General features: G+C 70.6%; 24 protein-coding genes. 15 read left to right on the top strand and 9 right to left on the bottom strand.

Annotated elements, in window-relative coordinates; genetic code table 11:
* Positions 1-48: 48 nt before the first annotated feature.
* Entirely contained in the window at positions 49-1,443 is a 1,395-nt protein-coding gene (locus ACWDR3_RS00855; RefSeq protein WP_450349677.1) for an HtaA domain-containing protein, read from the bottom strand.
* 134 nt (positions 1,444-1,577) lie between these two features.
* Between ACWDR3_RS00855 and ACWDR3_RS00850 the strand changes: the two genes are divergently transcribed.
* From ACWDR3_RS00850 to ACWDR3_RS00820, 7 genes are all read left to right on the top strand, one after another.
* Positions 1,578-2,606, top strand: coding sequence for a heme/hemin ABC transporter substrate-binding protein (locus ACWDR3_RS00850; RefSeq protein WP_450349676.1), 1,029 nt, complete (start codon positions 1,578-1,580; stop codon positions 2,604-2,606).
* On the top strand, positions 2,603-3,688 hold the full coding sequence (locus tag ACWDR3_RS00845) for a FecCD family ABC transporter permease (RefSeq protein WP_450349675.1): 1,086 nt from the start codon (positions 2,603-2,605) through the stop codon (positions 3,686-3,688). Before ACWDR3_RS00850 ends, ACWDR3_RS00845 begins: the two co-directional genes overlap by 4 nt.
* A 271-nt stretch (positions 3,689-3,959) precedes the next feature.
* Complete coding sequence (locus ACWDR3_RS00840) at positions 3,960-4,778, top strand: heme ABC transporter ATP-binding protein (protein WP_450349674.1); 819 nt, start codon at positions 3,960-3,962, stop codon at positions 4,776-4,778.
* Positions 4,779-4,967: 189 nt separating this feature from the next.
* A complete protein-coding gene (gene efeO / locus ACWDR3_RS00835) occupies positions 4,968-6,116 on the top strand; it encodes an iron uptake system protein EfeO (protein WP_450349672.1) in 1,149 nt (382 codons plus the stop codon).
* Positions 6,117-6,126: 10 nt separating this feature from the next.
* Complete coding sequence (gene efeB / locus ACWDR3_RS00830; protein ID WP_450349670.1) at positions 6,127-7,422, top strand: iron uptake transporter deferrochelatase/peroxidase subunit; 1,296 nt, start codon at positions 6,127-6,129, stop codon at positions 7,420-7,422.
* Positions 7,423-7,425: 3 nt separating this feature from the next.
* Positions 7,426-8,298, top strand: coding sequence for an iron uptake transporter permease EfeU (efeU, locus tag ACWDR3_RS00825; protein ID WP_450349668.1), 873 nt, complete (start codon positions 7,426-7,428; stop codon positions 8,296-8,298).
* The gene (locus ACWDR3_RS00820; RefSeq protein WP_450349667.1) at positions 8,258-9,250 is read left to right on the top strand and encodes a hypothetical protein; all 993 of its coding nucleotides are present in this window, start codon (positions 8,258-8,260) and stop codon (positions 9,248-9,250) included. Before efeU ends, ACWDR3_RS00820 begins: the two co-directional genes overlap by 41 nt.
* 30 nt (positions 9,251-9,280) lie before the next feature.
* On the opposite strand, the gene ACWDR3_RS00815 is transcribed toward ACWDR3_RS00820, so the two are convergent.
* The 5 genes from ACWDR3_RS00815 to ACWDR3_RS00795 form a co-directional block, all read right to left on the bottom strand.
* A complete protein-coding gene (locus ACWDR3_RS00815; RefSeq protein ID WP_450349806.1) occupies positions 9,281-10,027 on the bottom strand; it encodes a bifunctional DNA primase/polymerase in 747 nt (248 codons plus the stop codon).
* Between the two features lie 123 nt (positions 10,028-10,150).
* Positions 10,151-10,795 (bottom strand): TetR/AcrR family transcriptional regulator, encoded by a 645-nt coding sequence (locus ACWDR3_RS00810; protein ID WP_450349665.1) that lies wholly within the window; start codon positions 10,793-10,795, stop codon positions 10,151-10,153.
* Positions 10,796-10,822: 27 nt separating this feature from the next.
* Positions 10,823-11,827 (bottom strand): small ribosomal subunit Rsm22 family protein, encoded by a 1,005-nt coding sequence (locus tag ACWDR3_RS00805; protein WP_450349663.1) that lies wholly within the window; start codon positions 11,825-11,827, stop codon positions 10,823-10,825.
* A gap of 135 nt (positions 11,828-11,962) precedes the next feature.
* Entirely contained in the window at positions 11,963-13,132 is a 1,170-nt protein-coding gene (locus tag ACWDR3_RS00800) for a serine hydrolase domain-containing protein (RefSeq protein ID WP_450349805.1), read from the bottom strand.
* Complete coding sequence (locus tag ACWDR3_RS00795) at positions 13,084-14,382, bottom strand: multidrug effflux MFS transporter (RefSeq protein WP_450349662.1); 1,299 nt, start codon at positions 14,380-14,382, stop codon at positions 13,084-13,086. The genes ACWDR3_RS00800 and ACWDR3_RS00795 overlap by 49 nt, the downstream gene beginning before the upstream one ends.
* Positions 14,383-14,487: 105 nt before the next feature.
* Here ACWDR3_RS00795 and ACWDR3_RS00790 point away from each other — a divergent pair, with 105 nt between their 5' ends.
* Together ACWDR3_RS00790 and ACWDR3_RS00785 are read left to right on the top strand one after the other, a co-directional pair.
* Positions 14,488-15,486, top strand: coding sequence for a Gfo/Idh/MocA family protein (locus ACWDR3_RS00790; protein WP_450349661.1), 999 nt, complete (start codon positions 14,488-14,490; stop codon positions 15,484-15,486).
* A gap of 90 nt (positions 15,487-15,576) precedes the next feature.
* The gene (locus ACWDR3_RS00785; protein ID WP_450349659.1) at positions 15,577-16,335 is read left to right on the top strand and encodes an SDR family oxidoreductase; all 759 of its coding nucleotides are present in this window, start codon (positions 15,577-15,579) and stop codon (positions 16,333-16,335) included.
* A gap of 242 nt (positions 16,336-16,577) precedes the next feature.
* Here the strand turns inward: ACWDR3_RS00785 and ACWDR3_RS00780 are convergent, their stop codons facing one another.
* Entirely contained in the window at positions 16,578-17,783 is a 1,206-nt protein-coding gene (locus ACWDR3_RS00780) for a D-alanyl-D-alanine carboxypeptidase family protein (protein WP_450349657.1), read from the bottom strand.
* A 200-nt stretch (positions 17,784-17,983) separates the two neighbouring features.
* Here ACWDR3_RS00780 and ACWDR3_RS00775 point away from each other — a divergent pair, with 200 nt between their 5' ends.
* Both ACWDR3_RS00775 and ACWDR3_RS00770 read left to right on the top strand, forming a co-directional pair.
* A complete protein-coding gene (locus ACWDR3_RS00775; protein ID WP_450349655.1) occupies positions 17,984-19,441 on the top strand; it encodes an ABC transporter permease in 1,458 nt (485 codons plus the stop codon).
* 95 nt (positions 19,442-19,536) lie between these two features.
* Positions 19,537-20,304 (top strand): ABC transporter ATP-binding protein, encoded by a 768-nt coding sequence (locus tag ACWDR3_RS00770; protein ID WP_450349653.1) that lies wholly within the window; start codon positions 19,537-19,539, stop codon positions 20,302-20,304.
* Positions 20,305-20,329: 25 nt separating this feature from the next.
* On the opposite strand, the gene ACWDR3_RS00765 is transcribed toward ACWDR3_RS00770, so the two are convergent.
* Both ACWDR3_RS00765 and ACWDR3_RS00760 read right to left on the bottom strand, forming a co-directional pair.
* Positions 20,330-21,316, bottom strand: a complete 987-nt coding sequence (locus ACWDR3_RS00765) for an aldo/keto reductase (protein ID WP_450349652.1) — start codon at positions 21,314-21,316, stop codon at positions 20,330-20,332.
* A 60-nt stretch (positions 21,317-21,376) separates the two neighbouring features.
* Positions 21,377-21,703, bottom strand: coding sequence for a nuclear transport factor 2 family protein (locus tag ACWDR3_RS00760; protein WP_450349650.1), 327 nt, complete (start codon positions 21,701-21,703; stop codon positions 21,377-21,379).
* Positions 21,704-21,906: 203 nt separating this feature from the next.
* Between ACWDR3_RS00760 and ACWDR3_RS00755 the strand changes: the two genes are divergently transcribed.
* From ACWDR3_RS00755 to ACWDR3_RS00740, 4 genes are all read left to right on the top strand, one after another.
* Positions 21,907-22,485 (top strand): DoxX family protein, encoded by a 579-nt coding sequence (locus ACWDR3_RS00755; protein WP_450349649.1) that lies wholly within the window; start codon positions 21,907-21,909, stop codon positions 22,483-22,485.
* A 22-nt stretch (positions 22,486-22,507) separates the two neighbouring features.
* Positions 22,508-22,873, top strand: a complete 366-nt coding sequence (locus ACWDR3_RS00750) for a MazG-like family protein (RefSeq protein ID WP_450349647.1) — start codon at positions 22,508-22,510, stop codon at positions 22,871-22,873.
* 84 nt (positions 22,874-22,957) lie between these two features.
* On the top strand, positions 22,958-24,928 hold the full coding sequence (locus ACWDR3_RS00745) for a glycoside hydrolase family 5 protein (RefSeq protein ID WP_450349645.1): 1,971 nt from the start codon (positions 22,958-22,960) through the stop codon (positions 24,926-24,928).
* A 181-nt stretch (positions 24,929-25,109) separates the two neighbouring features.
* Entirely contained in the window at positions 25,110-26,471 is a 1,362-nt protein-coding gene (locus ACWDR3_RS00740; protein WP_450349643.1) for a lectin, read from the top strand.
* Positions 26,472-26,492: the final 21 nt, after the last annotated feature.

Raw genomic sequence — 26,492 nt, 5'->3', positions numbered from 1 at the left:
GGATCGTCTCCTCGTGATGATGGTGGTGGTGGCGTTTGTGGGGGGGGATCAGCCCTTGTCCGCTGTGCCGCGGGTACGGCGGGCGCGGAGCACCGCGTAGGCGGCGGCCGCCAGCAGCAGGGCACCGGCCGTGAGGCCGACCGGGAGGACCGGGAAGCCGTCGTCGTCGCTGTCGGTGGCGCTCGCGGCGCGGACCGGTTCGGCGGACGCCTTCGAGGGCGTGGGGCTCGGGGTGGGTGCGCTGCCCAGGTCGGGCAGGGCCGGGAGGACGGCGTCGTCGGTGAGGGCGACGGCCAGCGAGACCGGGTCCATCGCGGTGCCCGCCTGGTACATGCCGCCGAAGGCCTTGGCGCCCTGGGCGGTGAGCTTCGTGGGGGCCTCGGTCAGTTTCACCAGTCCGTCGGTGGCCTTGAGGCCCTTCGCGACGAAGGTGACCAGCGGGACCTTCTTGCCGGTGAAGTCCGCGCTCGTGACGTCGGCGTAGAGAGTGCCCTTGCCGTCCTTCACGGCGGCCCGCACCGCGCTCAGCCTCAGGTCGAGGCCCTGCTCGCCGGTGAAGCGGACCGCGCCGGTGAAGTTCGCGGTCAACTCGCCCTTCTCGTACGTCCCTTCGCCCTCGGGGAAGCGGAAGAGGGCGCCGCCGTCCTCGGCTCCGTCGGACAGCGTCCACTTGCCGCGGGCGATGTCGCCGGTGACGTACTCGCGGAAGGTGCGGCGCACGCCCCAGTCGGCGGCGCCGTCCTTGATGGCGTCGGTGGCGGCCGGCTTCTTCTCCTTCTTCGCCGCGGACTTGGTGGGCGAGGGGGATGAAGTGGCCTTGGTCGCCTGGATGTCCGCCGTGAGGCTGACCGGGTCCAGGGCGGTGCCGGCCGTGTAGTAGCCGGCGAAGGACTTGGCGCCCTGGGCGGTGAGGGTGGCGGGCAGGTTGTTCAGGACGACCGACGTGCCGCCGCCCTTCATGTTGATGCCGCCCAACGCGAGGGTGGCGAAGGGCACTTGCGAGGACGTCGTGACCGTCCCGGTGCCCTTCGCCTTGCTGACGATGTCCAGGTAGAGCGTGCCGGTGGCGCCGGAGATGCGGACGGTGGGGCGGCTGAGCGTGAGGTCCAGCTGGTGGTTGCCGTTGGCTTCCTTGTGGCCGACGAAGTGGACCCCGCCGGCGTAGGAGGCGTTGAACGCGCCGGTGGTGCCGTCGTAGGTGCCGGTGGCCGAGGGGAAGCGGAACTGGCTGCTGCCCACGGTCGCCGCGCCGCCGGTGAGGGAGTAACTCCCCTTCGCGATCGGGCCGGTGACATAGCTCTGGAAGGACGATTTGATCCCCCAGTCGAGCCGGCCTCCCCGCACGGTGCTGCTGTCCGCGTGCGCGGCGGTGACCGGGAGCAGCAGGGCTCCCAGTACGGCCGTGCACAGCACGGTGATCAGGGCACGTAGGCGCGCGGGCATGGAAAGTCCTCCGGTGACGACTGCCGGTAGCGAGCGAAGGTAAGGCTAACCTAAGCTTTGCCTGCCGAAAACAGTCGGCGGACCTGGTCATGGACCGGGCGTGAACCGGAAGGAACGACGGGACCGTGCGACGCTTGCGCACTCGACTGGCAGGAGCACTGGTCTCCGTGCTCGCCCTCACGCTCACCGCGACCGGTTGTGGAGGGGGTGACAGCGAAACCCCGGCGGCGGCTACGACCACGGCGGCCAACCGGGTGGAGCCGCTGGCCGGCACCCCGGAGCCCGACCTCCCGGTGACCGTCACCTCGGCCGACGGGAAAAAGGTGACCGTCTCCGACGCGCGGCGCATCGTGCCGCTCTCCGGCAGTCTCAGCGAGATCGTGTTCACGCTCGGGCTCGGCGACCGGGTCGTGGCCCGGGACATCACCGCGACCTTCCAGCAGGCGGCGAAGCTTCCGGTCGTCACCCGCAACCACGACGTCTCCGCGGAGAGCGTGCTGTCGCTGAAGCCGGATCTGGTGCTCACCGAGGCCACGACGGGACCGGAGGAGGCGATGGGGCAGATCCGTGCCGCCGGTGTCCCGGTGCTGGTCGTCGACCCGGCCCAGGGGCTCGACGACGTCGGCCCGCGCATCCGGGCCGTCGCGGACGCGCTCGGTGTACCGGCCGCGGGGAAGGAGCTGACGGAGCGTTCCGAGGCGCGAATTGCCGCCGTGCAGAAGGCAGTTCCGGCGCCTGCGGCGGACAAGGACAAGCCGCGGGTCGCCTTCCTCTATCTGCGTGGCTCGGCTTCCGTCTATCTCATCGGCGGCAAGGGCTCGGGCGCGACCTCGCTCCTGGAGGCGGCCGGGGCGGTCGACGCGGGCGCCGAGTCGGGACTGGAGAAGGACTTCACCGCGATCACCACGGAGGCGCTCGCCAAGGCCGCGCCGGACGCGATCCTCGTCATGACCAAGGGACTTGAGTCGGTCGGGGGGATGGACGGCCTGGTGAAGATCCCGGGCGTGGCCCAGACCCCGGCCGGCATGAACCGCCGGGTCGTGTCGATCGAGGACGGCGTGCTGCTCAATTACGGGCCGCGTACCGATCAGGTGCTGAAGTCGATAGTCGACCAGCTGTACGGCGGCGGGGACAGTGTCGGGGACGGGGGCGGCGCCAAGTGACCCTTCTCGACAAGCGGTTGGTGACGGAGAGCTCCGCTCCGGCGCGCCGCGGCAGACGCAGTACCGCGTGGATCCTGACCGTGGGTCTGGTCGTCGCTTTGCTCGTCCTCGTTCCCGTCGCCGCCGGGCTCGGCGCGTACCCGATCCCCGTCGGTGACGTCCTCTCCTCCGTGCAGCACCGGATCGGGCTCGGGGGCGCGGCCCTGGACCGCGTACCGGAGTCGGTCCTGTGGAACGTACGTTTCCCGCGGATCGTGCTCGCGCTGCTGGTGGGTGCCTCGCTGGGGTGTGCCGGGGCGCTGATGCAGGGCGTGTTCGGCAATCCGCTCGCCGAGCCCGGGGTCATCGGCATCTCGTCCGGCGCGGCGGTGGGCGCGGTCGCGGTGATCGCGTTCGGGCTCAACTTCCTTGGCACGTGGACGGTTTCGGTGTTCGCCTTCGTCGCCGGGCTCGGCACGGTCCTGCTCGTGTACGCGACTTCGCGCTCCGGCGGCCGTACGGAGGTCGTGACGCTGATCCTGACCGGCATCGCGCTGAACGCCTTCGCGGGTGCGCTGATCGGCCTGTTCCTCTTCTTCGCGGACACCGCGGCCGTCAACCAGATCACGTTCTGGCAGCTCGGCTCGCTCTCCCAGGCGACCTGGCCGAAAGTGCTCGCGGTACTGCCGTGCGCGGCGATCGGCCTGACCCTCGCGCCCCTGTTCTCCCGCCGCCTGGACCTCCTCGCACTCGGCGAACGCCCGGCCAGGCACCTCGGCGTGGACGTGGAGAGACTGCGCCTGACGCTGGTCCTGCTGATCGCCCTGCTCACCGCGGCCGCGGTCAGCGTCTCCGGCATCATCGGCTTCGTCGGCCTGGTCGTCCCGCACCTGCTGCGCATGGCGGCGGGCCCCGGCCACCGCTTCCTCGTCCCCGGCAGCGCCCTGCTCGGCGCGCTGGTCCTCCTGGCGGCCGACCTCACGGCCCGCACGATCGCGGCTCCCGCGGAACTCCCCCTGGGCGTCCTCACCGCCCTCCTAGGCAGCCCGTTCTTCTTCTGGCTGCTCCTCAGAACACGGCGCAGACAAGGGGGTTGGGCATGAGGCACGGGCACGTCATGAGATACGCCGGTGTCCTGGCCGAGCGATACGCCGGCGCCCTGCGACCCGGACCCGACCGGCCTCACCCCACGCCTTCCGCCGGGCCGTCCCTCAACCGACCCCAGCACCCCCTCCCCGCCCTCCGTTCGTTCCTCGCCGCCTTGCCGGCCTTCGCCACCGCGGCAACTCCCCCTGCCACCACAGAGCCTGGTCACGACGACACGCTCCGCCGGTGCGGCACCCACCGCGACCACGACACCCAAGGACCCCGGCCTTGAGACTCCTGCGCCCCCGCCCCACCCCGCCCGCCCCCGCCGAACCCGGAGACGTGCTCGCCGAGGCCGTGGGGCTTCACGTTCGGCTCGGGGGCCGTGAGGTTCTGCATGGTGTTGATGTGCAGGCGCGGGCCGGGGAGATCCTTGCGCTGGTGGGGCCCAACGGGGCGGGAAAGTCCACCCTGTTGGGCGCTCTGGCTGCCGACTTGCCGTCGACCGCCGGCACTGTCCGTATCGACGGCCGGCCCACCTCCGAGTGGACCACCCCCGAACTCGCCCTGCGTCGGGCGGTACTTCCCCAGTCGGCGACGCTCTCCTTTCCGTTCACGGTGGAGGAGGTCGTGCGGATGGGCCGCGCGCCACACGCCGCCGCGCCCGCCGAGGACGACTGGGCCGTCGCCGACGCGATGGGCCGTACCGAGGTGACCGCGTTCGCCGCGCGGCCCTTCAACGCGCTCAGCGGCGGTGAGCGCGCCCGGGTCGCTCTCGCGCGTGTACTCGCCCAGCGCGCCCCGCTGTTGCTGCTCGACGAGCCGACCGCCGCGCTCGATCTGAAACACCAGGAGCTGGTGCTGCGGCTGTGCCGGGAGCGGGCCGAGGCAGGGGACGCCGTGGTCGTCGTCCTGCACGATCTGGGGCTCGCCGCCGCCTACGCGCACCGGGTCGCGATCCTGTGCGCCGGACGGGTCGCGGCGGACGGCCCGCCCGCCGAGGTCTTCACCGAGCGACTGCTGTCACGGGTCTACGACCAGGCCGTCGAGGTCCTTCAACACCCGCGTACGGACGCGGTCCTGATCACCCCGAAGCGAACCCTTTGAAGTTCCTTTGAAGGTTTCTTGGGGTCCGTTTTAGGTCACCGTGATCGGCCCGTGCCCCTGGGTCTGCCATGAGAGCTGAATCACCGCATGGGTGGGTATCACGCAGGCAAGGCTCAGTTAAGTTAGGCGAGCCTCACCATCCCAGTGTGAGCCCCGACACGCGATTTTTCGCCATCCTCAGGAGCCTGCATGCGAGCCGTCAGACTCTCCGCCGTCACCGCAGTCGCCACCGCCGCGGCCCTCGCCGCCGTCACCGGCTGCACCGAGAAAAGCTCGGGCGACGGTGACGACGCGATCCAGGTGACCGCCGCCGACTCCAAGTGCGACACCTCCGTCAAGTCGGTGGCGGCCGGTCAGGTGACCCTGAAGATCGAGAACAAGGGCTCCAAGGCGACCGAGGTGGAGATCCTCTTCCCGGACGACCGGATCGTCTCCGAGAAGGAGAACATCGGGCCGGGGACGAAGTACACGCTCACCGCCGAGGTGAAGGCCGGGTCGTACGAGATCGCCTGCCGGCCCGGGATGAAGGGGCACGGCGTCCGGCAGAAGCTCACCGTCACCGGCGGCTCGGTCGCCAAGCGCGACCCGAAGCTGGACGCGGCCGTCGCCGCCTACCGCGAGTACGCGCAGAACGAGGCCGACACGACGATCCCGAAGGTGGAGACCTTCGTCAACGCCATCAAGGCGGGCGACCTCACCGCCGCCCAGAACGCCTATGCCCCCTCCCGCGTCGGCTGGGAGACCACCGAGCCGATCGCCGAGTCGTTCGGGGACATCGACCCCAAGACCGACACCCGCGCCGACGGCCTGGAGAAGGGCCAGAAGTGGACCGGCTGGCACGCGCTGGAGAAGGCGCTGTGGGAGGACAAGAAGATCGGCACCGAGCAGAAGGCCCTCGCCGATGAGCTGCTCACCGACCTGAAGGACTGGCAGAAGCGGGTCGGCAAGGCCGAGATCACCCCGACCTCCATGGCCAACGGCGCCAAGGAGCTGCTCGACGAGGTCGCCACCGGCAAGGTCACCGGCGAGGAGGACCGCTACTCGCACACCGACCTGAGCGACTTCAAGGCCAACGTCGACGGCGCGCAGAAGGCGTACGAGCTGCTCAAGCCGGTCGCGCAGAAGAACGACGCGGCCCTCACCACCGAGCTGGACAAGCAGTTCGCCTCGCTCAACACGCTGCTGGACAGGTACCGCTCGGACAGCCCGCACGACAAGGCGTACAACGGCTTCGTCTCGTACGCCACGGTCACCAAGCCCAAGCAGAAGGAGCTGTCGGACGCGGTCAACGCCCTCGCGGAACCGCTCTCCAAGCTCGCCGCCACCGTCGTGAAGTAAGGGACCGACCATGACGGACACGCAGGAAGCAGCCACCGGGGCCGCCGACTCGAAAGCGCCCTCGCGCCGTTCGCTGATCGGCTGGGGCGGTGCCGGGCTCGCGCTCGGCGCCGCCGTGGCCGGCGGCGCGGTCGCGGCCGTCCGCTCCGGCGACGACATGGACCCGGCCGCCGCCGAGACGGGCGCGGCGGTCGGCTTCCACGGCGCCAACCAGGCGGGTATCGCCACTCCGGTGCAGGACCGGCTGCACTTCGCCGCGTTCGACGTACAGACCGAGGACCGCGCCGAGTTCGTGCGGATGCTGAAGGACTGGACCGAGGCCGCACGAAGGATGACGTCCGGGAAGGCGGTCGGGGACGGCGCGTACGGCGGTCTCGCCGAGGCGCCGCCGGACGACACCGGCGAGGCGCTGGGCCTCAAGCCCTCGCGGCTGACGCTGACGATCGGCTTCGGTCCGTCGCTGTTCGAGAAGTTCGGCGAGCAGTTCGGCATCGCCGGTCGGCGGCCCGCCGCGCTGGCGGACCTGCCGCAGTTCCCCGGCGACAACCTCGACAAGACCCGTACCGGCGGGGACCTGTGCATCCAGGCCTGCGCGGACGACCCGCAGGTCGCCGTGCACGCGATCCGCAACCTGGCCAGGATCGGCTTCGGCGCGGTCAACATCCGCTGGTCGCAGCTGGGTTTCGGCAAGACGTCCTCGACCACGCCGAACGCGCAGACCCCACGCAACCTGATGGGGTTCAAGGACGGCACCCGCAACATCGCGGGCACCGAGACGGACCGGCTGAAGAAGTTCGTGTGGGTGGCCGACGGTGACGGGGACGACAACTCGGCCTGGATGACCGGGGGTTCGTATCTGGTCGCCCGGCGGATCCGGATGCACATCGAGACCTGGGACCGCACCTCGCTGCAGGAGCAGGAGGACATCTTCGGCCGGGACAAGGGCGAGGGCGCCGCGGTCGGCAAGGCCAAGGAGCACGACCCGCCGTTCCTGAAGGCGATGAAACCGGACGCGCACGTCCGGCTCGCGCACCCCGACTCCAACCACGGGATCACCATCCTGCGCCGGGGCTACTCCTTCACCGACGGCACCGACGGCCTCGGCCGACTGGACGCGGGCCTGTTCTTCCTCGCCTACCAGCGGGACGTCCGCAAGGGGTTCATCCCCCTGCAGCGGAACCTGTCGGCGACGGACGCCCTCAACGAGTACATCCAGCACGTGGGTTCGGCGGTCTTCGCCGTCCCGCCGGGCGTCCGCGACAAGGACGACTGGTGGGGCAGCACGCTGTTCTCCAAGGAGGCCTGACGCGTGTTCTCCAACTACCTGATCGGTCTGCGCGAGGGACTGGAAGCCAGTCTCGTCGTCTGCATCCTGATCGCCTACCTGGTCAAGACGGACCGCAGGGACGCCCTGAAGCCGATCTGGATCGGCATCGCCGTCGCCGTGCTCATCGCGATGGGCTTCGGCTGCGCGCTCGAATTCGGCTCCCAGGAGCTGACGTTCGAGGCGCAGGAGGCGCTCGGCGGCTCGCTGTCGATCCTCGCCGTCGGCCTGGTGACGTGGATGGTGTTCTGGATGCGGCGCACCGCCCGGCACCTGAAGTCCGAGCTGCACGGCAAGCTGGACGCGGCCCTCGCGATGGGCACCGGCGCGCTGGTGGCCACCGCGTTCCTCGCCGTCGGCCGCGAGGGCCTGGAGACCGCCCTGTTCGTGTGGGCGTCGGTGCACGCGGCGAGCGACGGCACTCCGCGCCCGCTGGTCGGCGTCGCGCTCGGCCTCGCCACCGCCGTCTTCCTCGGCTGGCTCTTCTACCGCGGCGCCCTGAAGATCAACCTGGCCAAGTTCTTCACCTGGACCGGCGCCATGCTGGTCGTCGTCGCGGCGGGCGTGCTTGCGTACGGCTTCCACGACCTCCAAGAGGCGGACTGGGTCCCGGGGTTGACGAACCTGGCCTTCGACATCAGCAACACGATCCCGCCGGACAGCTGGTACGGCACCCTCCTCAAGGGCGTCCTCAACTTCCAGCCGGACCCGACCGTCCTCCAGGTCACGGTGTGGCTGCTGTACCTGGTCCCGACGCTCGCGCTCTTCTTCGCCCCGGTAGGGTTCGCCTCCGGGAAGGGGAAGGTGAAGACACCTGATGAGCAGGGATCTCGGCCCTCGAAGGCTCCGCAGGCTTGACCGGCGCGTACTGATAGCGGCCTCGGTGACCGCTTTGTCGCTGACGGCGAGCGGTTGTGTGGTGGTGCACGGCGAGCGCGAGGTGCTCCCCTCGACCACGCGCGCCGAGGCCGCGAAGGCGCTTGAGCAGTTCACGACCGCGTACAACGCGGCGGACAAGGCCTACGACAGTTCGCTGGACGCCGACCATGTCACCGGCGCCCTCGGCGACATCGACGCGGCCCGGCTGAAGGCCGGTCACACCAACAGCCCGTCCGGCAATCCGGCGCACACGCCGCTGACGCTCACGAACGCGACGTTCACGATCCCGAAGAAGGCGGGCTGGCCGCGCTGGTTCGTCGCCGAGGCGCAGGGCAACAAGGGCGGAGACCTGCACTGGCTGCTGGTGTTCACCCGCGACGATCTCAACGAGCCATTCCAGGTGGCGTATCTGACGCTGATCACGCCCGGCTCGCTGCCCAAGGTCAAGAAGGACGCGGCCGGCTGGGCCGAGGCGGTCCCCGCCAACTCCACCGAACTCACGGTCCCGCCAGGGAAGTTGAGCGACGACTACGCGACCTACCTGAAGGACGGCGGGCAGACCTTCGCCGACGGCCCGCACACCGACCAGTGGCGGTCCCAGCGCGCGAAGTCGGCGAAGAAGCCGGGCCTGGTCACGCAGTACATCGACGAGCCGGTCACCAGTGGCGACTACGCCCCGCTGGCGCTGCGCACCGAGGACGGCGGCGCGCTGGTGTTCTTCACGACCCGGCGCTTCGAGAAGGAGACCGCCGCGGCGGGCACCTCGATCCCCACTCCGAACGCGAATGTGCAGGCCCTGACGACCGGCGAGATCAAGCAGTCGCTCACCATGGAGTTCGTCTCCAACGGGGTGGCGCTGGATCCCAAGAGCGGCGGCAAGGTGACGATCATGGCCCGTCTGGAGGGGCTGACTTCGGCCGAGGGGTCCTGAACAGCTCGGCCGCGCAGGGGAGTTGAGCGCTCAGTGGCGCGAAGGCCAGGCCGCGCTCGCGTGGTCGGGCTCCTCGCCCGCGTACCGGGCGCACGCGTCGGTGAGGGTCTCCAGCAGGCTCAGCGGGTCGGGCAGCGGGTGTTCGAGCCCTCGTACCCAGTGCACGGACCGGTCGTCGTCACCCGGGAGCCGGGCGGGCGGTACGAGGACGTAGGACCCGCGGCAGTGCCAGCGCAGTCCGTGGTGCTCGTCCATCGTCTCGGGGTGGCAGTCCAGCTCGCACGGCCACCACTCGTCCTCGTCCTCGGGGGTGCCGCGGGTGAGGGTGAAGAAGAGCAGCCGACCGTCGGAGCTCTCGGCTACGGGCCCGACCTCGACGCCGGCGCCGAGCAGCCGCTCCAGCGCGGAGCGGCCCGCCTCCAGCGGCACGTCGAGGACGTCGTGCACCATGCCGGTCGCGGTGATGAAGTTGGCCTGCGGCTGATGCCGGGCCCAGCGCTCGATCTGCGCCTTGTCGGTGGTGGACTGCGTCTGCCACGCGAACGACACCGGGTGCCGCGCCGGGGTGGGACAGCCCACGCGATCACAGGAACAGCCGTAGCCGGCGGCCGGGTACGCGGCGGGCGCGAGCGGCAGACCCGCTCCGGCGGCCGCCAGCAGCAGGGCCTCTCGACCACCGTCGCCGGTGGCCTCCTTGGGCCCGCGTCCGCGCAGCCACTGGGAGATTCTGCCTTGCAGGCCGGTCCGGCCGGCCGAGTCCGCGCGGTCCCCGCTCATCTGCACCTCGCCTCGCTGTCGTCCCAACAGCATGCCTTATGGTCCCATCGTCCTATGCTCCGGGGGGTGCAGAGCCGACATCTGGGGTGGTCCCGACACCTCGGCACCGCGTGGCACCGGGTGTCACCTCGGCGCGAGACCGTTGAGCGCGTAGTCGACGAGGGTGTCCGTGTACGCGTAGGAGATCGGGCCCGTGTGCTGGAGCCAGCGCTGGGCGAGCGGGGAGACGAACAGCTCCAGGGCGATCCGGGGATCGACGTCCGCGCGCACGCCGCCGGCGTCCTGGGCGGCGCGCAACCGGTCGACGTAGAGCTGGAGTTGGGGCTCAAGGAGCTTGGCGACGAACTCCCGGCCCAACGGCTCGTTGACCAGTCCCTCGGCGGCCAGCGCCCGGGCCGGTGCCTCGAAGCGGGGGTCGAGCAGTTCGTCGACGGTCGCGCGCAGGACGGCCTTGAGGTCGGCGGCGAGATCTCCGGTGTCCGGGATGCGGTACGGCTCCTGCCCCGCGGCCCTGGCCGCCTGCTCGCCCAGGTCCAGGAACGCCTCAAGGAGCACGTCCGCCTTCGACGGCCACCACCGGTAGATGGTCTGCTTGCCCACACCGGCCCGCGCGGCGATGCCCTCGACGGTCGTCTTCGGGTAGCCGACCTCCGCGACGAGGGCGAGCGCGGCTTCGTGAATCGCCCGCCGGGACTTGTCGCTGCGGCGGGTGGCGTCGGGGGTCGCGCGGTCGGGGGTGGCGCGGTCGGGGGTGGGCTTTTTGACCATGGGTCGACGGTACCGGCCTGGTGGTTTCTACGGCTGTGCGGTGTGCGGTGGCCAGGTGTCGCCCCAGTCCGCGTCCCGGGCCGCCTTGTACAGGTCGCCGTGGCGTTTGGTGACCGTCGTGCGGCGCAGTTGTTCGTCGGGCTCGCAGAGGTCGAGGAGGACCTGGCCCTTGCGGATCTGGGGGCGGCGGATCACGCGGGCCGGTGCGGGCGCCTGGGCGGCGGGCTGGAAGCGGGTCGCTGCCACGTAGCTGAACTTCTCGTCCTCGTACGGCAGTGAGCCGCCCTTGACCTTGCGGTGCAGGGAGGAGCGGCTGACCCGCGTCGAGAAGTGGCACCAGTCCGTGCCCGGGGTGATCGGGCAGGGGGCGCTGTGCGGGCAGGGGGCGGCGATGTGGAAGCCGGCCGCGACCAGGCGGGTGCGGGCCTCGATGACTCGGGCGTAGCCGTCGGGGGTTCCTGCCTCGACGATGACGACCGCTTGCGCGGCGGCCGCGGTGGCGTCGATGAGGGCGGTGCGGTCCTGTTCCGTCAGTTCGTTGAGGACGTAGGAGACGGTGATCAGGTCGGTGGGGGTGAGGGTGAGGGTCTTGCCGATGCGGGCCTTTTGCCAAGTGGCTTCGCGGAGGGGTGGGTTGGTGGCGGCGAGTTCCTTGCCGAGGGCGAGGGCGGGTTCGGCCCAGTCGAGGACGGTGATCTTGCGGGGGCCTGGCCAGGTGGCGGTGACGGCCCAGGTGGCCGCGCCTGTGCCGCCGCCTACGTCTGTGTGGGTGGTGGGGGTCCAGTCGGGGGTTGCCTCGGCGAGTTCTTGGAGGGCTGTGTGGGCTGCCTCGAAGGTGGCGGGCATGCGGTAGGCGGCGTAGGCGGCTACGTCTGCGCGGTCGCGGAGGATGGGGGTGTGGGTGGGGGTGGTGCCCCGGTAGGTGGCGATGAGGCGGTCCACTGCTTGGGACGCCTGCTTGGGCGGGAGGCCGTCGAGGAGGCTTGCGAGGCTCGCGCGGAGGGCTTCCGCCGGGGGTACGGGGGCATTCACCCCGCGATTCTATTCTCGCCCCCGCGAGAGGCTCCGCCGGCTGAAACCACCGATCGGCCCTTAAGGGGCCTCGTCCTCAAACGCCGGACGGGCTAAAAGACAAAGCCGGACCGGCGTTCAAGGGGCGCAACCCACTTACCTGACCGCCCTTGCCAATCTCGTCGCCAACCGGGCCCTCGGGGTGTTGTTCGGGGGACGGCGTCTTGGGTGGACCGTGTTGGCCAGCAACACCACGAAGGTGTCCGTCTCTCGGTCGAGGACCAGGGATGTGCCTGTGAAGCCCGTGTGGCCTGCTGCGCCTTGGCCGGACAGTTCGCCCATGAACCATGGTTGGTCCAGGGCGAAGCCCAGGCCCGGTGGGGTGAAGAGGAGTTCGACGAGGTCGGGGCCGAGGATGCGGGCGGGGCCGTAGGAGCCGCCGGCCAGGAGGGTGCGGGCGAAGATCGCCAGGTCCCGGGCCGTGGAGAAGAGGCCCGCGTGGCCGGCTACTCCGCCGAGGGCCCACGCGTTCTCGTCGTGGACCACTCCTCGGAGCATGCCTCGGTCCGCCTTGGCCCAGGGGCGTCGTTGGTCTTCCGTCGCGGCGGCGCCGGGGCAGGGGCCGAAGGTCGTGGACGTCATGCCCAGGGGGCGGGTGATGCCCTCGTGGACGAGGACGTCCAGGGTGCGGCCCGTGATGCGTTCCAGGACGTACTGGAGGAGGAGCAGGTTCAGGTCCGAGTACGTGTACGTGCCGGGGACGCCTATCGGGGGTTCCTCGCGGAGGAGGTTCAGGCGTTCTTCGTCGTTCGCGCAGTCGTAGAGCGGGAGTTCGGGGCGTAGGCCCGATGTGTGGGTGAGGAGTTCGCGGACCGTGATGCCGTGTCTGGCCGCCGCCCGGAAGTCCGGGAGGTAGTCGCCCACGCGCGCGTCGATGCCCAGCGTGCCGCGTTCGATCTGCTGGACGGCGGCGACCGAGGTGAAGAGTTTGGTCAGGGAGGCGAGGTCGAAGGGGGTGTCCACCGTCATCGGGACGCGGGATCTTCTCGGGAGTTCGACTCCCTTGTCCTTTTCCGGGTCGTACGACTTGTAGCGGACCGCCCAGCCCGCCGCCTCCGCCACCGCGATCACCGGACCGCGGCCGGCCACCACGACCGCGCCCGCCGCCCATGGGCGGTCCCCGGCGGTGAGGTCGTGGACCTCTTCGGCGAGCAGACGGAGTTCCTCGGGGTCGAGGCCGGCACGTTCCGGTGTGTCGTCGCGCAGTCTCGGTGCGCTCAGCTCCCTGCTCCCTCCGGGCTCGTACGTTTGTTCCAGGGACGGCAGATTCCCATGAAGCAGGCCAGCGCCACCAGTGCGGCCGCCAGTTGGACGACGGCCATCGGGACGGCCGTGTGCTCCCCGGCGATCCCGACGAGCGGCGAGGCGACCGCGCCTATCAGGAAGGACGACGTTCCGAGCAGCGCGGATGCAGAACCCGCCGACTGTTTGGTGCGCATCAGGGCGAGCGCCTGGGCGTTGGGCAGCGTCACCCCCATGGCCGACATCAGGACGAACAGGGCGGCGGCGACCGGAACCAGCCCGACCTTCCCGAACACGCCCGTCGACATGAGCAGCAGACCGGTCGCGGCGGCGATCACCACGAGCAGGCCGGCGCCCAGCACCTTCTCCAGGGCGACGCGGCCGACCAGCACCTTGCCGTTGATCTGGCCGACGATCACCAGGCCGACCGAGTTCAGGCCGAACAGCAGGCTGAACGTCTGCGGGGAGGCGCCGTAGATCTCCTGGATCACGAACGGTGAGGCCGATATGTACGCGAACAGCGCGGCGAAGGTGAAGCCGCCGGTGAGCATGTAGCCGGTGAAGGGCAGGTCGGCGAGCAGGCGGCGCATCGAGTGCAGGGCCTCGCCCACCCCGCCGCTGTGGCGCTCGGCGGGCGCGAGGGTCTCGGGCAGCCTCGCCCACACGACCACGGTGAGCAGCACGCCGACCACCGTCAGGACCACGAACACGCCCCGCCAGTCCGTCACCCGCAGGATCTGGCCGCCGATCAGCGGCGCGACGATCGGGGCGACCCCGGAGATCAGCATGAGGGTGGAGAAGAAGCGGGCCATCGCCATGCCGTCGTACAGGTCGCGGACCACCGCGCGGGCGATGACGATCCCGGCCGCGCCCGCCAGCCCTTGCGCGAGCCGGAAGGCGACCAGGGCCTCGACGGTCGGCGCGAGGGCGCACAGGACGGTGGCGACGACGTACACCACCAGGCCCGTGAGCAGCGGGCGGCGGCGGCCCCAGCGGTCACTCATCGGGCCGACCACCAGCTGGCCGAGCGCCATGCCGAGCAGACAGGCGGTGAGCGTGAGCTGGACGGTCGCGGCGGGCGCGTGCAGGGAGCGGGTGACCTCCGGCAGCGAGGGGAGGTACATGTCCATCGCCAGCGGGGGCGTGGCGGTGAGGCCGCCCAGGAGGGCGGTGACGAGGATGCCGGTGCGGCGGGCGGGGACGGTGTCGGACGGTTCGACCGCAGGTTCCGGTGTCTGGTCCAGGCGCGGCGTCGGCGCCCCCTGCTCGGGCATGTGCCCCTCCCTCTTCGAGTGATCCGACACCTATGCTCTCAGCTCGTACACAGTGCCGAGGGTCACGTGAGCGACCGAGGGGCACCTGAGCGAGGGCGGCGCGAGATGGCGGCGGAGAACGTGCGGTGGGGAATTCTGGCGACCGGTGGGATCGCCGCCGCGTTCACGGCGGATCTGGTGGATCTGCCGGATGCCGAAGTGGTCGCGGTGGCCTCGCGGACCGAGGCGTCGGCGAAGGCGTTCGCGGAGCGGTTCGGGATCGAGCGGGCCTACGGCGACTGGGGCTCCCTCGCCGCGGACGAGGACATCGATGTCGTGTACGTCGCCACCCCGCACTCGGCGCACCGGGTGGCCGCGGGGCTGTGCCTGGAGGCCGGGCGGAACGTGCTGGTCGAGAAGGCGTTCACGCTCAACGCGGGCGAGGCCGAGGAGTTGGTCGCCCTTGCGCGGGGGCGCGGGAGCTTCCTGATGGAGGCCATGTGGATGTACTGCAACCCGATGATCCGGCGGCTCAAGGCGCTGGTCGACGACGGCGCGATCGGTGAAGTGCGCACAGTCCAGGCCGACTTCGGGCTCGCCGGGCCCTTCCCGCCCGCGCACCGGCTGCGCGATCCGGAGCAGGGCGGCGGCTCGCTGCTCGACCTCGGGGTGTACCCGGTGTCGTTCGCGCAGTTGCTGCTTGGGGAGCCGTCGGACGTGGTGGCGCGAGCGGTGCTCTCCGACGAGGGCGTCGATCTCCAGACCGGAGCGCTGCTCACCTGGGAGAGCGGGGCTCTCGCTTCGGTGCACTGCTCCATCGTCGGCGGACTGGCGACCTCGGCCTCGGTCACCGGCTCGCTGGGCCGCATCGACATCCCCGACGGCTTCTTCTTCCCCGACCGCTTCGTCCTGCACCGCGACGGACGTGACCCGCAGGAGTTCACCGCCGATCCGGCCGACGGCCCGCGCAACAGCCTGAAGCACGAGGCCCGCGAGGTCATGCGCGCACTGCGGGCCGGTGAGACCGAGTCCCCGCTCGTCCCGATCGACGGCACCCTCGCGGTGATGCGGACGCTGGACGCGATCCGGGAGCGGATCGGGGTGCGGTACCCGAACGAGGCGTGATCCCGCGGCACCCGGGCGGGGTGTGACCTCGCGCGATCCGGCCGCGCCGGGCTTCATCCGGCCTCGCCCGGTTCCCTAGGCTGCGGTCCCATGGATGCCAAGCAATCGAAGATCGCCGTGGTGACCGGCGCCGGTTCCGGGATCGGGCGGGCCGTCGCCGTCGAGCTGCTGCACGCCGGCTGGTCCGTCGCGCTGGCCGGCCGGCACGCCGAGACGCTGGAGGAGACGGCAGCGCTGGTGCCGGACGGCGCCACCGTCGTCGTACACACGGATGTCTCTCAACCGGCCGACGTGGACGCGCTGTTCGCGGCGGCCGTGGAGCAATTCGGGCGGGTGGACCTGCTGTTCAACAACGCGGGGACGTTCGGTCCCGGTGGGGTGCCGGTGGAGGAGCTGCCGTACGAGGCCTGGCGGCACGTGGTGGACACCAACCTCAACGGGGCGTTCCTGTGCGCGCAGGCGGCCTACCGGCTGATGAAGGAGCAGGAGCCGCAGGGCGGGCGGATCATCAACAACGGGTCTATTTCAGCCCATACACCTCGGCCGTTGTCGGTGGCGTACACGGCGACCAAGCACGCGCTGACCGGCCTCACCAAGTCGCTGTCCCTTGACGGGCGGCCGTACCGGATCGCGGTCGGACAGATCGACATCGGGAACGCGGCGAGCGCCATGACGGCGGGGATGCAGACCGGCGCGTTGCAGGCGAACGGTGAGGTCGCGCCCGAGCCTGTGATGGACGTGGCCGATGTCGCGCGCACCGTGCGGCACATGGCGGAGCTGCCGCTGGAGGCGAACGTGCAGTTCGCGACCGTACTGGCGACGACGATGCCGTACGTCGGCCGCGGCTGAGGACGTCCGCCGAGCCCCAACTCCCCAACTTGCACAAGCGGAATTTGACCGTCCGCACTATTGCGGCCGGTGGCGGGCTTATGCTCAACTCTCCTACACAAGAGCTTCACACTTGGAGCACGGGGCTTCCGCAGACCAAAACCGAGGGGGGAGGCGGCAGCCGTTCCATGGCATCGCGTGGGGGTGGACCTCATGTGGGACCGTGAGGTACGCACCGGTGCCTGGAACGGCTGCCGCGAGACTTAGTCGCGGCGACGCGCCTCGTCCCCCTCCGCAGCCTTGGCCGCCCCTTCAACTCCCGTTGCCCCGGCCGCCCTTCGCCTGCGCAGCGCCCACGCCCCGCCCGCCAGCAGGGCGACCGCGCCGGCCGCGCCCGTCAGCGTCCCCCAGGCCGAGGACCCGCCGTCCGCCGCCGAGCCCGGCGCCCCGGCCGCCGCCCGCGCCGACTTCCCGCCCGGCGTCGCGGTCGCCTTCGTCCCGCCCTCGCTGAGCGGATCGACCAGCGTGCCCAGTGCCCGGGCCGAACTCCCTTTGCCGAAGCCCCAGTCGAGCAGCGCGGCCGTCTCCTCGTAGACGGCGTTGTAGCCGCTCTTGGGGTGCATCACCGTCACCAGCAGGGTCCGGCCGCCGCGAGTGGCGGCGCCGGTGAAGGTGTTGCCCGCGTTGCTCGTGTAACCGTTCTTGACCCCGATCAGACCGTCGTACGTCTTCACCCCGTACGTGCCGGTGAGCAGCCGGTCGGTGTTCTGGATCTGGAACGTCTTCTTGCCGCCCGCCGGGAAGTCGGCGGCCCTGGTGGCGCAGTACGCGCGGAAGTCGGCGTCCTTGAGGCCGTGCCGGGCGAAGAGCGTGAGGTCGTAGGCGGACGACAACTGCCCCTTGTGGTCGAAGCCGTCGGGGCTGACCACATGGGTGTCCAGGGCCTGCAGATCCTCCGCCCTGGCCTGCATCTCGGCCACCGTCTTGGCCACCCCGCCGTTCATGTGGGCGAGCACGTGCACGGCGTCGTTGCCGGAGCGCAGGAAGACGCCCTGCCACAACTGCTCGACGGTGTACGTGATTCCGGGCTTGACGCCGACCAGGCTGGAGCCGGACGGGATGCCGGCCAGGTCCGCGTCGGTCACCCGGTACCGCTCGGTCCGCCCGAACTTCTTCAGCACCGTGTCGGCGAACAGCATCTTCAGCGTGGACGCGGGCGCGAGCCGCCGGTGCGGGTCGCGGGCGGCGAGCACCTCCCCGCTGTCACAGTCGGCGACGAGCCAGGCGGCGGCGGTCAGCTTGGCGGTGAGCGCCTTGGGCAGACCTGTGCCCTGAATTCCGGCGCGGGCCAGCCGCGCACCGCCGACAACGGTCGAGGCGCGCGCGTCGGTCGCCGTGGCGAGCGGAATGGCGGCGGCAGCGCACAGGCCGAGCGCGGTCCGCCGGGAGAGCGGGTGGGAAGCGTGCATCCCGGGACCGTACACCGCACCCAACAGGGGTTTCCTGGCAGTAGACCCTCTACAGGATAAGAATTGCCTGTCTTATACAAATTTGAATCCCCACCCCGCTTTCTCAGCCCTGACACATCCTTTACTCAGCCTGGCTCAAAGGTTTCTCCATACCTTGTGGCAGCGCCCACAGCGGGCGCCAAGAACCTTTGGGGAACGGGATGTTTGGCATCTATCTCAAGCGCGAACTGGGCCGGAGAAAGAAAGCGGCTCTGGTCATCGCTCTGGGTCTGGCGCTCGGAATCGCTCTGGTCATCACCGTCAACTCGGTGTCGGCCGGCATGACGCAGGCGCAGGACAAGGTCCTGAAGTCGCTCTACGGCCTCGGCACGGACATGACCGTGACCAAGGCGCAGTCCGCCCCCACCAGCGGCAGCTCCGGGGGCCCGAGGTTCAACTTCGACGCCAAGTCGAGCAGCAGCACCACGCAGAGCTCCGACCGGGTCAATACGCAGGGCGGTCAGGTCCTCGCGTCCTCCCTGGTCACCAAGGTCGCGGCGCAGAAGGGCGTTTCGGACGCGGTCGGTGCACTCACCCTGAACGTCACCAAGGTCGACGGTTCCTTCACCCAGGGCAAGGCGCAGTCCTCCACCTCCGGCTCCTCCCAGCAGGGCGGCCCCGGCGGCGGCAACAGCGGCAGCACCGCCCCGCCCCAGGTGCAGGGCGGCGGCGCCTCCTTCGACGTCAACTCCTACTCGGTGGCGGGCATCGACGTCACCAACCAGGACCTCGGCCCGCTCGCCACGTCGAAGATCACCTCGGGCAAGACGTTCACCGCCGCGCAGACCGACTCCAAGGTCGCGGTGGTCAGCAAGTCGTACGCCAAGGAGAAGAAGTACAAGGTCGGTTCGACCTTCAAGATCTCCGGCACCAAGTTCACGGTCATCGGGATCGCGACGCCCGACAGCTCCGAGTCCACCACCGACGTCTTCCTGCCGCTGAAGCAGGCGCAGACGCTGGGCGACTCGAAGAACAAGGTCACCACGATCTACGTCAAGGCGACCGACTCGAAGCAGATCTCGACCGTCAAGTCGACGATCCAGAAGAACATCTCGGGTACGACGGTCACCACCTCCGCCGATCTCGCCTCCACCGTCTCCGGCTCGCTGTCCACCGCCTCCGACCTGGCGACCAGCGTCGGCAAGTGGCTCTCGATCGCGGTGCTGGTCGCGGCCTTCCTGGTGGCCGCGCTGCTGACCTCCTCGGCGGTCTCCCGCCGGGTGCGCGAGTTCGGCACGCTGAAGGCGCTGGGCTGGCCGAGCCGCAAGGTGACCCGGCAGGTGGTCGGCGAGTCCATGGTCAACGGCCTGATCGGCGGCGGCCTCGGCATCGCCCTGGGTCTCGCTGCGGCCTACACGGTGACCGCGATCAGCCCCAAGCTGACCGCGCAGCTCGGCTCCACCGGCGGTGGCGGCCAGGGCGGTGGCCCCGGTGGCGGCGGCCCCGGCCGGCAGTCCACGGCCAGCACCATGGAGATCGCCCTCTCCGCCCCGGTCTCCCTGACCACCATCGCGCTCGCGGTGGGCCTGGCGGTCACCGGCGGTCTGATCGCCGGCGCCATGGGCGGCTGGCGCGCCTCCCGGATGCGCCCGGCCGACGCGCTGCGCAGCGTGTCGTAACACCCCCCGAGCCGGGGCGCCGCCACCGTTCCCCCCGGGCGGCGGCGCCCCGCCCCCCTTCTTCCCGCCCTCCTGCCACACCTCCTGGAGTTCCCATGTACAGACTCACCGGCGTCAGCAAGCGGTACACGCGCGGCAAGGAGACCGTCGAGGCGCTGCGCGGCATCGACCTGACCATCGAGGACGGCGACCAGCTCGTCATCCAGGGCCCGACCGGCGGCGGCAAGTCCACGCTGCTGCAGATGATCGGCGGTCTGGACCGGCCGACCGAGGGCAGTGTGGAGCTGGACGGCGTCGACCTCGCGCGCGTCAGCGAAGCGAAGCTGACCCGGCTGCGCGCCGAGAAGGTCGGCATCATCTTCCAGTCGTTCAACCTCATCCCGACCCTGACCGCGCAGGAGAACGTCGAGACGGCCCTGGTGCCACTCGGCGTGAAGCCCGCCGAGCGGCGCGAGCGGGCGGCCGAGGCGCTGGCCTCGGTCGGTCTCGGCGACCGCCTGCGCCACGCCCCCGCCGAGCTCTCCGGCGGCCAGCAGCAGCGCGTCGCGATCGCCCGCGCGCTGGTGAAGAAGCCGAAGGTGCTGCTCGCCGACGAGCCCACCGGCAACCTCGACGAGGGCACCCGCGACGACATCATGGGCCTGCTGGAGGGCCTGTGGCACGAGTACGGGCTGACCTTCGTCATGGTCACCCACGACTCCTCCATCGCCCGCCGCGCCCCGCGCCTGGCGACCATCAAGGCCGGACAGCTGACGCTCACCGAGCAGGGCGGGCAGTTCGCACAGGCGGCACAGCAACAGCCGTACGGGGAGCAGCAGTTCGGCGATCAGCAGTACGCCCAGTACGGCAACCAGGGTTACTGAAAGCCTCCCCTGCTGGAGGGGCCGTTCACCTGCCGAGCATCCGGTCGATCTCGGCCAGCTGCCCGGCGGTGAGCGGCCCCTTCTCGATGGCGCCCGCGTTCTGCTCGGCCTGCTCGACCGACCGGAACCCGGGGATCGGGACCGTCCGCGGGCTGCGCGCCCAGATCCAGGCGAGGGCGCCCTGGGCGGGGGTGCGGCCCTCGCTGGTGAGGATGGACCGGAGGGCGTCCACCCGCGCGACCCAGTCCTCGTCGGCGCCCGCGCCCTGCTTGAAGCCGGTCAGCCAGGCGGGCGGGGTGTTGCGGATGTCGCCGGCTTCGAGGGTGCGTCCGGCGCGCTGCTTGCCGGTGAGCAGACCCATCGCCAGCGGGCTGCGGTTGACGCTCGCGAGCCCCGACTCCTCGCAGAGCGCGAGCATGTCGGGCGCGTCATTGAGCACGTTGAGCGCGTGCTGCACGGCGGCGCAGTGCGGCCCCTCGGCGAACACGGCGGCCCGTGCCGGGTCGTCAGTGCTCCACGCGTACGCCCGGATCAGCCCCTCGCGCACGAACTCCTCGCAGGCGTCCCGGAGTTCAGCCGCGCGCTCGGGGTCGAGGTCGCTGAGGTGCAGCTGGTAGAGGTCGATGTGATCGGTGCCGAGCCGTTCCAGCGAGGCGGTCAGTGCACGGCGGGCGTACTCCGGAGTGTCGTCACTGCCGGTGAGGACGCGGGTCTCCTCGTCGAAGACGTTGCCCCATTTGGTGGCGACCACGACGTCGTCGCGCCGCTTGCCAAGGGCGCGGCCGAGCACCCGCTCGCTGTGCCCGGCGCCGTAGGTGTCGGCGGTGTCGAAGTACGTCACGCCGAGGTCGAGGGCGCGGCGGATCGCCCGTACGGACTCGTCGTCGTCGACCTTGCCCCAGCCCAGGGGCTGTCCGTCGGGATCCTGCCACTCTCCCCCGATGGCCCAGCAGCCGAAGCCGAGGGCGCTCACTTCGATACCGCTGCGGCCGAGTGTCCTGTTGGTCTCCATGCCGACAGACGCTATGAGTTGGAGCGCACACGAAGGCAAGCGGTATTACGGGCCCGGTCGTTACGCCTGGCCGGTCTCGAACCGCGAGATCCTGCCGTCGTCCTCGACCGTGAAGCTCCACCGGGTGCGCATCTCGCCCCAGGTGTCGTTGCGGTAGTTCGCGAGGAGCGCGCGGCCGCCCTGGGACTCGTTGTCGACGTCGAGATGACCGTTGGCGGAGAAGATCTCCCGGTCGATCCATTCGCCGAGGTCCCGGTCGGAGCCGTCGTCCGCCATCGTCGCGCCGGGCGCGAGCAACGCCAGGAAGCCGTCCCGGTCATGGGCGTTGACGGCGGTGACGAAGGCCCGGACGGCTGGGTCGGTGAGTTTGGCTGGCTGAATCGTCATGCCAGCAGACTCACACCGCTCCCCCACGACCGCCACCCGAACGGCCGCGCGAACGGGCCCGCCGGGCGGGAGTGGTGCGACGGTGGGGAGACGGGGAGGGCCGTCGGTGGAGACAGCTGGAGACACGAGGAGTGCCTCTGCTGAAGACCGGCGGAGTCACGGAAAGGGGGACCTGTTTCCTGCCGTCCGCACAGGGAGTCATCGTGACCTGCTACGACCGACGTGATCTGGGCCTGCTGCTGCTCCGGCTGGGCACGGGAGGTGTGCTGGCCGCGCACGGCGCGCAGAAGCTGTTCGGCTGGTTCGGGGGGCACGGCATCGAGGGGACCGGTCAGTTCATGGAGTCCGTGGGCTACGCGCCCGGCCGGGCCAGCGCCACGGCGGCGGGCCTCGCCGAGGCGGGCGGCGGCACGTTGCTCGCCCTGGGCCTGGCCACCCCGGCGGCGGGCGCGGCGGCGGCAGGCGCGATGGCGGGGGCGGCCGCGGTGCACACCCCGAACGGCTTCTTCGCGGCGGGCGGCGGCTACGAGTACGCGGCGAGCCTGTGCCTGACCGCGGCCGGCCTCGCCGTCACGGGCCCGGGCCGGATCTCCCTCGACCACGCCCTCGGCCACGCGATCGACCGCGGCTGGATGGTGCCGGCCGCGCTGGGTGTGACGGCGACCGTGACGGCGGTGGTCGTGGGGATGCGGAACCAGCGGCTGCGGAAGGTGGTGGACGAGGAGGAGGGGGAGGACTGGGAGGAGGGGGCCGGGGCGCAGGAGGTGCTGTTCGACAGGTGAGCCCGCGTGACAGGCTCCCCGTATGAGTGATCAGGACCTTCCCGCCCCGCCGGCCGACACCCCAACCGACCTCTGGGCCGACATCGACGACCTGTGGACCTGGCTGGAGGCGAACCGTCCGATCGACGGCAAGGAAGGCATGCTGCTGCGGATGCTCAAGCTGTCGGAGGAGGTCGGCGAGGTCGCCGAGGCGGTGATCGGCGCGACCGGTCAGAATCCGCGCAAGGGCATCACCCACACGTGGGACGACGTCCAGGCGGAACTCTGCGATGTCGTCATCACGGCCCTGGTCGCCCTGCGCACCCTGACCCCGGACACCCGCGAGGTCTTCGCCCACCATCTGGCGCGGGTGCGGTCACGGTCGCTGGGGGTGGACGGGGCGTCGTAGCCAGGGGGCATGTGTCCTGGACCGGACCAAACACCCGCCCAGGACTGGACCTGCCCCGCACCCACCCCTCATGATGACGCTGCCATGACAACACCGACGTCGTCTCGCAGGGCGGTCACCGTGCGCGGAACCCTCGTCAGGGCCACTCTGGCCGCCGTACTCCTGCTGGTGCTTCCGGTACCGGTGTCGACGGCCTCGGCCGCGTCGGGAGCCGAGCCGGCCGCGCCGGCGCCGGTCACCGCTCCCGTGGTCGCCGCAACGGACTGGACACCCCCGCTCAGCACCCGAGGCCGCTGGATCGTCGACGCCAACGGCAATCGCTTCAAGCTCCGCTCCGGCAACTGGCACGGCGCCAGCGGCACTTGGAACGGCTCGGGCAGCACGGACGACGACGCCAACCACCACGCGGGCGAGAACTCCGGCCGGATGCCGCTGGGCCTGGACCGCGCGTCCATCGCCGAGATCATCGCCGGTTTCCAGGAGATCGGCATCAACAGCATCCGGCTGCCGTTCTCCAACGAGATGATCCACGACGGCGTGCCGGTCACGGACCGCTCGGTCGCCGCCAATTCGTCGCTGCGCGGTCTGACCCCGCTCCAGGTGTACGACGTGGTGGTGCGCGAGCTGACCGCCGCCGGGCTCGCCGTGATCCTCAACAACCATACGAACACGACCCGTTGGTGCTGCGGGGTCGACGGGAACGAGCGCTGGAACGCGAGCCAGTCGACCCAGACCTGGGAGGACGACTGGCTGTTCATGGCCCGCCGCTACCGGGACAACAAGCGCGTGGTCGGCGCCGACCTCTACAACGAGGTGCGCCGCAACGTCTGGGACGACCCCAACTGGGGCCTGGGCGACGACCACGACTGGTTCGCCGCCTCGCAGCACGTCGGCGACCGCATCCTCACGGAGGCCAACCCCGATCTGCTGATCGTCGTCGAGGGCATCAACTGGACCGGCATCCCGATCGACGGCTTCGCGCACGAACGCCCCACCCTGGCACCCGTACGCACCCTCTCGCACACCCTCGTCGACTCGGGCAAGCTCGTCTACTCGGCCCACTTCTACGACTACACCGGCCCCAACCACAGCGGAGCGACCGGCACCGGCGAGACCAGCGACCCCCGCTACCGCGACCTGAGCCCGGCCGAGCTGACCCAAGTCCTGTACCGCCAGGCCTTCTTCGTGACCGCCGAGCAGGACCAGCACTTCACCGCGCCCGTCTGGATCAGCGAGTTCGGCGTCGGCGGCCGGGAGGAGACCGGCGCGAAACCGCGCGCCTGGTTCGAGAACTTCGTCGACGAACTGATCCGCAACGACGCCGACTTCGCGTACTGGCCGCTGGTGGGCTGGCACGAGAACCGCACCGGCAACGGCTGGGCCCTGCTGCACTGGGACAGCCAGGGCCGGCGGATGGGCCTGTACGACGGTGACGACTGGCGGGCGTCCGCCTGGACCCGGCTGATCTCCGCGACCGGCCGGACCGGGCCCGTGGCGGCCGTGCCGGAGTGGTCCCAGCTCAGCCCCGACCACGGCGACTTCGTGCAGTCCCGGCGGCTGCGGGCCCTGCCCGACTGGGACTCCGGCGCCCGCAAGGCGGCCTGCCCCGACGGGCAGCGGCTGCTGGGGCTGAGCCACACCGGCAACCGGGGGCTGTGCTCGGACGTGACCGCGGGCGCGCTGTGGGCGCCGGCCGGCGGGCACGAGGTGGTCGTCGACGAACGGCATGTCGCGGCGGGCGGCGACTGGGCGTCGGGCTACACCAAACTCCAGTGTGCCGACGGTCAGTTCATGACCGGATACAGCGTCCGCGGCGCCGCCGTCTCAGCGGTCCTGTGCGCGACCGCGTCCGCCGGACGGCTCGGTTCCGGCGGTCGTACCGTCTGGTTCGACCGCGGTGACAACCGGGGATCGGCTGCGAAGGGCGGTGACTTCGCGTCCGGCAACTACAAGGGCCAGTGCGCCGACGACGAGTACGCGGCGGGCGTGGCGTACACGGGCCGGCTGGGCTCGTCACGGACGCCCGACGCGCTGTACTGCCGCAAACTGGCCTGAAGCCTTGTCGTCACACCCTGACGTCATGCAAGTCACTTCCGTCAAACCTTACTTCACCTCTTGACGTAAGTGGTCCATACCTTTAAGTTCACCGGTCAGCCCCGTACCACGCGTGCGTTCGCCCTGCACCGGTCGCCCCGGCCCCGGGCGTCCCACCCCCCCACGAAAGGGCCGATCTGTCATGCCCAGACCACTCGTCGCCGCCGCCTCCGTCGCGGCACTCACTCTCTCCGCCGGCCTCCTCGCCATCACCCCCGCCTCCGCCGCGACCGGCACGATCACCGGCCTCGGCGGCAAGTGCCTCGACGTGGCGGGCGCGAGCTCAGCCGACGGCACGGCCGTCCAGCTCTACGACTGCAACGGCACCGCCGCCCAGCAGTGGACCGTGGGCACCGACGGCACGATCCGCGCGCTCGGCAAGTGTCTTGACGTCACCGGGAGTTCGACCGCCGACGGCGCCAAGATCCAGCTGTGGACGTGTTCCGGCGCCGCCAACCAGAAGTGGACCGTCTCCGCCGCCCGCGACATCGTCGGCACCCAGGCCAACAAGTGCCTGGACGCCACCGGGAATTCCTCGGCCAACGGCACCCGCGCCCAGATCTGGACGTGCTCCGGCACGGCCAACCAGAAGTGGACCGCGCCCGCCGCCGGCGGCGACAACCCGCCGACCACCTCGCCCCTGGCCGTGGCGCCCTACCTCTACAACGGCTGGGGCAGCCCGCCGAGCCCCACCACGATCACCAACGCCACCGGCGTCAAGAACTTCACGCTCGCCTTCGTCCTCAGCAACGGCTACTGCAACCCCCAGTGGGACGGCGGCCGCGCGCTGACCGGCGGTGTGGACCAGTCCACGATCAACACCATCCGTGCCAACGGCGGCGAGGTCATCCCGTCCTTCGGCGGCTACAGCGGCAACAAGCTGGAGAGCTCCTGCTCCAGCGCCGGCGAGCTGGCGGCGGCCTACCAGAAGGTGATCAACGCCTACGCGCTCAAGGCGATCGACATCGACATCGAGGCCGACGCGTACAGCAACGGGACCGTGCAGCAGCGCACGGTGGACGCGCTGAAGACGGTGAAGGCCAACAACCCGGGCATCAAGATCTACATCACCATCGGCACCGGGCAGAGCGGCCCCGACACCAGCCTGATCAACCGGGCGCACAACTCCGGTCTGACGGTGGACGCTTGGGCCATCATGCCGTTCGACTTCGGCGGCGCGGGCCAGAACATGGGCAACCTGACGGTCCAGGCCGCCGAGGGCCTGAAGAACGCGCTGAAGAGCGCGTACGGCTACACCGACGACGCGGCCTACCGGGACATGGGCATCTCGTCCATGAACGGGATCACCGACAACAACGAGACCGTCACCGTCGCCGACTTCCGCACGATCCTCGCCTACGCCCAGCAGCACCACCTGGCCCGGCTGACCTTCTGGTCCGCCAACCGCGACCGGCCCTGCACCGGCGGCCCCGCCGACAGCTGCTCGGGCGTGAGCCAGGGCAACTGGGACTACACCCGCGTCTTCTCGGCCTACACCGGCTGAGTCGCGGTGTGCGCCGACTGA

The sequence above is a fragment of the Streptomyces sp. NPDC001002 genome (genome assembly GCF_053599215.1).
This window is presented reverse-complemented; position numbering and strand designations above follow the sequence as displayed.

Bases quoted from the DNA above. Each gene is read 5' to 3' on its own strand.
- ACWDR3_RS00855 (WP_450349677.1), bottom strand. From the start codon at position 1,443: ATGCCCGCGCGCCTACGTGCCCTGATCACCGTGCTGTGCACGGCCGTA.
- efeO (WP_450349672.1), top strand. From the start codon at position 4,968: ATGCGAGCCGTCAGACTCTCCGCCGTCACCGCAGTCGCCACCGCCGCG.
- efeB (WP_450349670.1), top strand. From the start codon at position 6,127: ATGACGGACACGCAGGAAGCAGCCACCGGGGCCGCCGACTCGAAAGCG.
- ACWDR3_RS00820 (WP_450349667.1), top strand. From the start codon at position 8,258: ATGAGCAGGGATCTCGGCCCTCGAAGGCTCCGCAGGCTTGACCGGCGC.
- ACWDR3_RS00815 (WP_450349806.1), bottom strand. From the start codon at position 10,027: ATGAGCGGGGACCGCGCGGACTCGGCCGGCCGGACCGGCCTGCAAGGC.
- ACWDR3_RS00810 (WP_450349665.1), bottom strand. From the start codon at position 10,795: ATGGTCAAAAAGCCCACCCCCGACCGCGCCACCCCCGACCGCGCGACC.
- ACWDR3_RS00795 (WP_450349662.1), bottom strand. From the start codon at position 14,382: ATGCCCGAGCAGGGGGCGCCGACGCCGCGCCTGGACCAGACACCGGAA.
- ACWDR3_RS00790 (WP_450349661.1), top strand. From the start codon at position 14,488: ATGGCGGCGGAGAACGTGCGGTGGGGAATTCTGGCGACCGGTGGGATC.
- ACWDR3_RS00785 (WP_450349659.1), top strand. From the start codon at position 15,577: ATGGATGCCAAGCAATCGAAGATCGCCGTGGTGACCGGCGCCGGTTCC.
- ACWDR3_RS00780 (WP_450349657.1), bottom strand. From the start codon at position 17,783: ATGCACGCTTCCCACCCGCTCTCCCGGCGGACCGCGCTCGGCCTGTGC.
- ACWDR3_RS00775 (WP_450349655.1), top strand. From the start codon at position 17,984: ATGTTTGGCATCTATCTCAAGCGCGAACTGGGCCGGAGAAAGAAAGCG.
- ACWDR3_RS00770 (WP_450349653.1), top strand. From the start codon at position 19,537: ATGTACAGACTCACCGGCGTCAGCAAGCGGTACACGCGCGGCAAGGAG.
- ACWDR3_RS00765 (WP_450349652.1), bottom strand. From the start codon at position 21,316: ATGGAGACCAACAGGACACTCGGCCGCAGCGGTATCGAAGTGAGCGCC.
- ACWDR3_RS00760 (WP_450349650.1), bottom strand. From the start codon at position 21,703: ATGACGATTCAGCCAGCCAAACTCACCGACCCAGCCGTCCGGGCCTTC.
- ACWDR3_RS00750 (WP_450349647.1), top strand. From the start codon at position 22,508: ATGAGTGATCAGGACCTTCCCGCCCCGCCGGCCGACACCCCAACCGAC.
- ACWDR3_RS00745 (WP_450349645.1), top strand. From the start codon at position 22,958: ATGACAACACCGACGTCGTCTCGCAGGGCGGTCACCGTGCGCGGAACC.
- ACWDR3_RS00740 (WP_450349643.1), top strand. From the start codon at position 25,110: ATGCCCAGACCACTCGTCGCCGCCGCCTCCGTCGCGGCACTCACTCTC.